Consider the following 6,301-nt stretch of genomic DNA (forward strand, 5'->3'; position numbering starts at 1 on the left):
CCACTATATGGCAAGAAATGACAGCTTTAATCAGCCGTGGGCCAGTGTGCCTGCACAATTTGAACGCCCCGGCGACGGCCTGATTGCGCGTGGTTGGGCAGGGGGGGCATCAGAAGATCCACCCGAGGCCAAGTGGGAAAACTGGTGGCATAACCGGGTCGATTTAGCCTTACAGGAATTGCAAAACCTTGGGCAGCTAATTTGGTTTACCGATGCCCCCTATCAGGCTGGGGCGAGAGTGAGTCACGGCGGCAATAGCTATATTGCATTGTCAGAAAACACCGGCGTAGAACCCACTGGCGCATTAGACATTGGTGTGTGGCGTAAAGAGGGGGCCAGTACCTATTTGCAGACTGCTAATAACCTCGCTGAAATCGCGGCGGCAGGGCCGGAGGCAATAGCTACCGCCATTGCTAACCTTGGCTTAACGGATACCGCAGCCATTGCCACCAATGCATTACAGAAAAGCCAAAACCTCAACGATGTAGCAGATAAAACCGCCGCACGAACCAATTTAGGGCTTAAAGGGGCGGCAGTGCTGGATGTGGGGTCAATCGCTAACACCGTGGCGGCGGGCAATGACTCACGTATTGTTAATGCGCTTCAGTCATCCAATACAGCAATCAATTTACCCGGCAGCCTGACTACAGCGGGCGCGCTAAAGGGGTCAGCAGTTAACGCGGTGGGCAATGTGACCGCAGGAAACGGTGCCGCATGGTTGCCAGGTGACGGCAATGTGTATGGCACGGTATGGGGCGGCTATTTAAGCACTTATATTGCCAATGTAATAGCGCAAGCCAGAGTGCCGGATACTTACGGTATTGGCTCTTATGCTTTCGCCATCAATTCTACCAATGTCGGAAATGCCGTTAATCCGGGGGATGTGAAAGCGGGCAGTGAATTAAAGTGGAATAACGTTGCAAACTACAATAACGGACAAACACTATTAACCGGGACATGGCGTTGCCAAGGTTTTGCGGCGGTTAATGATGGCCTTACCCGAAACACATTATGGATGCGTATCTCATGATTAATGATATAGATAAAATTACTGCCACCGCGCCCCGCTCACGGAATATCGAGCGCTATATTGATGTTACGATCACTGACAATATCGCCGGTGGAACCTTTAATTTCAGCGCCGCGCCAGTAGATTCTATGACGTATTGTGTTGAGATCTACCAGCGAGCTTTAGCCGGGGATTATGGTGTTGTATCAGTCTGTCCCGATGATGGCAATTATTATGAATGGGATGGCTCCGGCTGGGTGCTGGCAAGAACCCATGCAGAACTGGAGCAAAAGGCAGATGAATACAAGAAAGCCAATTTATTAACGTTAGCCGCAGAGGCTATTGCACCGCTTCAGGACGCAGTTGATCTGGCAATGGCAACGGAGCGCGAAAAAGAATTGATTACCGCATGGAAGAAATATCGGGTTCTCTTAATGAGAATTGATATAGCGCAATCGCCTGATATTATCTGGCCGGTGGTACCAGAGTAACCAATGCCGGGCGCTATCGCCCGGCTAATTGTATATTTACTTTACATCTGAAAAGTATTTTTTATAGACACCAGTTTCAATAAATCGTTTGGCAGCCATCAATGAACTGTCAATTGAGATATGAGCACCGTCAAGAGAGTAGGGGATCTCTATTCCGTTGTAATGGTATGAGTCACTTTCATCAAATATGTCATCTTTTTTGATGAATTTTATATACCCATCTTTTTCTAATTGCGAGAAGATAATATCCATCTTTTGGGTGTCATCATCTTTTTTATTGGAGTTACCTTTTAACTTAAACGGTAAATCATTGACCCCCGCAGCGATAAAATTAGCAAAAACATTGATGTCGTATTGTGTTGGGGATGCCATGACATACACTTTCACCCCTTTAGATTTGGCATATTTAATCACATCAACAATTTCATTTTGATAACCTTTGCGATATAAATCAAACCAGATGCCAGAAAATATAACGAAATCATATTTTGAAATATTATCTTTTAGATATTCTCTATTTAACAGGCACTGTTTATAGGCCACTCGTGTTTTAGTGCCATTGGTTGAATCCGTTAAGCTCGGGAAACACCAGTTAGTGGTGACGGAATCTACTGATATACCGAGTTTCTTCGCGACTTCATCGACGAAGGGTTCATAATGTCCGGCAAAGGAGTCACCAAACAGCAGACCTTTTGGCTTCAATGACTTAACCCCCAGTTTGCACACTGATTTTTCCATTGAGATGATGGGGTCGGACTCACCGTCAACATTATAAAAACAATAACCATTATCTCGGTTTGGCATTACATGAAATGATTGTATTTTTGCATAAAGCTCAACGGTTTCTTTATCTGCCATAATGTCGCGATCGAGCGTACTGTGCCTAACTGTCAGTGCCAGCACACCAACGACCAGTGTACACAGTGATATATAGACCAGGTTAGAGGTGGTGGATAATTTGGCGAAAACTTTCCGTGATGGATTTTCCACCAACTTAAGAGATAATTCACCTAATATCACGGTAGCAACTAAAGCCAGCAGCACCCATTTATAGTTACTGAGTAAACTTAAATAAGTTAATGCGACGACAATAGGCCAATGCCATAAATAGATAGAATAGGAACTGGCCCCCAACTTTTGAGCGATAATATTAGCGGTGAAAATTGATTTTTGCCGCGCAGAAATCAGTACCAACACCGCACCAGCTACCGGTAATAGCGCATTTGAGCCGGGCCAAACAATTGATGAGTTAAATAGCACAATTGACGCAGAGATAAATACTATGCCGATAACTTCTGTACATCTCGCCAGAGTCTCCGGCATGGCCTTTCTACGCGTTACCCACCAAGCCATCCCCCCAGCCAGCATTTCCCACATTCTGGTTGGCAGAAGGTAAAACGCCGCTGACGGCCAGCGTTGTGAAGCATAGATAGAAAGGCACAGTGATAGGAATCCTAGTGCGAATAAGGCAAATTTAACGGCCTTGTAATTGATGAACTTCCACAGCACAAAAATGATAATAGGCAGAATAATATAAAACTGCCACTCCACAGAAAGTGACCAGGTATGTAACAACCACTTTTCATGTGAGGACGCATCGAAATAACCCGATTCACGCCAAAATTTAATATTCGATATAAAAAAGAGTGTATTTACCACATGGGTTGCTAGCAATTTATAATTCTGTTCAGGCAGCCAGAACCAACCAAAAATTAATAGCGCAAAACATAGCACCAAAAGCATGGGAATAATTCTTCGCGCTCTGGCCAGATAAAACTGTAAGAATGAAAAATTGCCAGACTCCATGCCAGAAACGATGATCCGGGTCATTAAAAAGCCGGAGATGACAAAGAAAACATCCACACCGACAAACCCACCCGAGAACCCTGGTACACCAAAATGGTACAGAACAACGGCAATAACCGCCCATGCTCTAAGACCATTGATATCATTACGAAATTTATTAGATGCTGTTTTTTGTGTTGGAGTTGTTGCTAACATTAAGATGACTGCCTGCTGTTAAATTTTTCAAAAAACATCCATGTTTGAATGACGCTATTCTAACAGTTGTGTCGATTGATCAATAGACTGTCATGGTTATGTAATTTTTCGGTGAGGAGGAAGAAAAGAGTTAAGCTAGTCATCTAGCTTGTAGCAGCGAAGCGCTATCAAGAAGCTCTGAGTTTAATCGCTCGGTCTATTCATTGCATTCTTGGTCGGTGACTTAAAAATGAGACCAATCATCTGTAGCAACTCATACTTAATCAGAAACCTTTGCTAGGTCTGACAGTCGGCTTAGTGCCAGAAGCGGACGTCTCCCAGATACATAGTGAAACTAACGGAAAGGGTAGACGTGGCAGTTAAGTTTTATAACTCTTATTCAATTTGGTATCCAACTTAAATTCAATACTATCAAATCAAGATAAATGGAATATCACTGCGAAGTTTATGCGTAAGTTCATGTTCAGGATAAAACTTAACGGCCAACTTCCACACACGGCTTGCTTCTTCTAAGTTATTGTTATTCCAATGAAGCCCACCAAGATTAAACAACGCCAGTTCATTTTTTTCATTCAAAGACAAACATTTCTCATAAGCTTCGATGGCTTCTAGTATACGCCCTTGAAACTCATAGGAAATTGCCACTTGAAACCAACTAAAATCATCTGGTTGAATTAATTCAGCTTGCTCAAGGAGTAGGGGTAAACTCTCCTTAAACCGTCCAAGATGATTTAAAGCGACACCAAGACAGTATCCGTATTCCCCTCCGTCAATGTCATGGGCTTTTCGAAAACATGATTCTGCATCTAACCACTTATCTTCATCTTGAGCCCAATGACCCAAACGATCCCATAGAAATGCTGTATCTTCATATTTAACATCCAAGATACGCAATTCAAATTCCTCTTTGAAATCATCATAAGAAAAGAAGATTTCATCGTTATTTTTTCTAAGATAATTTTTTGCTAAAAGTAATTCTCTTGATGCATCTGGATTGTGTGGGTACATTTTTAAAAAACGTTCCCAGAACGGTAAACTCAATTTTGCAGAGATTGTAGATGTTCGACAAAAAGTAGCAACTAACATTAAGCACCACTTCCATAACTGCTCTTTATTTTCGCTTCTACTCAGTAATGTATTGATTTCTCTATATGCTGAGCGATAGTCCTTTAGATTGAAAAGAGTATTGATTCGCCACTGCACTACACCAACTAGTCTATGTGGAGAGTTGTACGAAAAAATAATGGAATCGAAATACTCAAGTGCCAACTCATAATTTCCTTTTTTATTGTAGTATACGCCTAATGCATAAATTGCCTCACTTAAATTAGGATCTAATTTAAGTGCTGTTTGGTAGCAGTCAATGGCTTTTTCTTCATCTCCTAAAGAAGAATAACTCCCCCCCATGTTTTTATAGCATTGTGCTGCTAATTGGTCATCACCAGATAAATATTCCAATGCCATTTTATATTCTTGAATGGCTTCATTTTCCTTATTAAGAGCCGTAAATCCGTTGCCGATAGAATAATAAAGACTACCTTTAGTAATTTTTCCTTCAGATAATCTTAATCTAAGATATTTAATTCCATCAATAATTCTATTCTCATCATGGCCTACACCATCCATACCCTTATTAATCTCTGACATGTAAGGGATAATCATACCAGGATGTTCTGTGCCCAAAACTGCCAAGAACTCATGAAAACTAGCACTAATTATTTCATCATGATTATCATCATATAATGACGTTAACATCTCTTGAACTAATGCTTTATCTTCAGGAATATGAATCTTTGCTACAGTTTTACTAATTGTCTCTGTAACGTTTTTAATTGGATTTTTTATTGTATTTATTCGTGCATCCCGCATTGCAAGGGCGTTGTGCCTAAGCATTTCTGAAACTTGATGTAGACGGGATTCGGAAATATCCTCCACAAACTTTACAGTCAGGGTTTCTTGCGTAGACCAATTTTTTTCTGACTGTTCATAATTTCTCAATATAGTTTCAGCGAAACATATCTTGAGCATCTTTGTAGGAGCGTGAAAGCACACATAAAATGAATAAGGATGCATCAATAAGTAATTCAAGTTAGCTCGATTAACTGAAATGCTAACTGAGCCATCAAAATTCAATTCCTGTTCCGTACCTTTCAGTTGAACAAATAATCTAATATTTGTCGCTTGACCGTTAAATGTTATTTCCAGTTGATAGTCAACCCCGTAGTCATTAACATCCTGACTCTGTATAAAAAAATCATTTGAGTCCCTAAGAAATCCTTCAAAAGCTGTAATGGCAAACCTTTCAACTCTATGATTTCTATCTCTTTTGGGAAAATCATTTAAATGTTGCATTTCTACCCCTAAGATCAATTATATACCGGAGAATCTAATCCACTAAGTGCGATTCCAGAGATTAATCCCTTAAATGTCAAGCCATAATAGCTACTATTGGAGTTGAATACCCCCGGCAGCTTCAGGAACCATGTTCAAGTAGATAGACTTCCGCTTTTCGCTCATAGCTGCCAGTCAGACTTAATCGTACCTTGCTACAAAACACAAGCCGAACGCATTAAACGTATCGAAATTTTTACGAATGGTTCCGAATTAGCAGTTAACTATATGAATTTAAAGACTAGGGAAGTAAGGTAATGGAAGGTGTTTTTTGAGATGATATTGATTTAATCGTTTGATTTTAAGAAGAAAAATTCTTTTAAATCTAAAAGAGGAATCGTATTCGGTCTCTTTTTAACATGTTGATTTTAATGGTGTTTTTCTGATTCTCCCGAAATCCCCCGAAATT

The 6,301-nt window shown here is 40.8% G+C and carries 4 protein-coding genes; 2 read left to right on the forward strand and 2 right to left on the reverse strand.

Features of this window, described 5'->3' with window-relative positions; all coding sequences use genetic code 11:
* Positions 1–7: 7 nt before the first annotated feature.
* On the forward strand, positions 8–1,030 hold the full coding sequence (locus FTA91_RS02710) for a hypothetical protein (protein WP_235896821.1): 1,023 nt from the start codon (positions 8–10) through the stop codon (positions 1,028–1,030).
* Positions 1,027–1,500, forward strand: a complete 474-nt coding sequence (locus FTA91_RS02715; RefSeq protein WP_050127504.1) for a tail fiber assembly protein — start codon at positions 1,027–1,029, stop codon at positions 1,498–1,500. The genes FTA91_RS02710 and FTA91_RS02715 overlap by 4 nt, the downstream gene beginning before the upstream one ends.
* A gap of 36 nt (positions 1,501–1,536) precedes the next feature.
* Here the strand turns inward: FTA91_RS02715 and FTA91_RS02720 are convergent, their stop codons facing one another.
* The gene (locus FTA91_RS02720; RefSeq protein WP_145582931.1) at positions 1,537–3,501 is read right to left on the reverse strand and encodes an acyltransferase family protein; all 1,965 of its coding nucleotides are present in this window, start codon (positions 3,499–3,501) and stop codon (positions 1,537–1,539) included.
* 411 nt (positions 3,502–3,912) lie between these two features.
* The gene (locus tag FTA91_RS02725; protein ID WP_046050484.1) at positions 3,913–5,853 is read right to left on the reverse strand and encodes a tetratricopeptide repeat protein; all 1,941 of its coding nucleotides are present in this window, start codon (positions 5,851–5,853) and stop codon (positions 3,913–3,915) included.
* Positions 5,854–6,301 lie beyond the last annotated feature (448 nt).

This window comes from Yersinia thracica (genome assembly GCF_902170565.1).
Classification (GTDB): Bacteria; Pseudomonadota; Gammaproteobacteria; order Enterobacterales; family Enterobacteriaceae; genus Yersinia; species Yersinia thracica.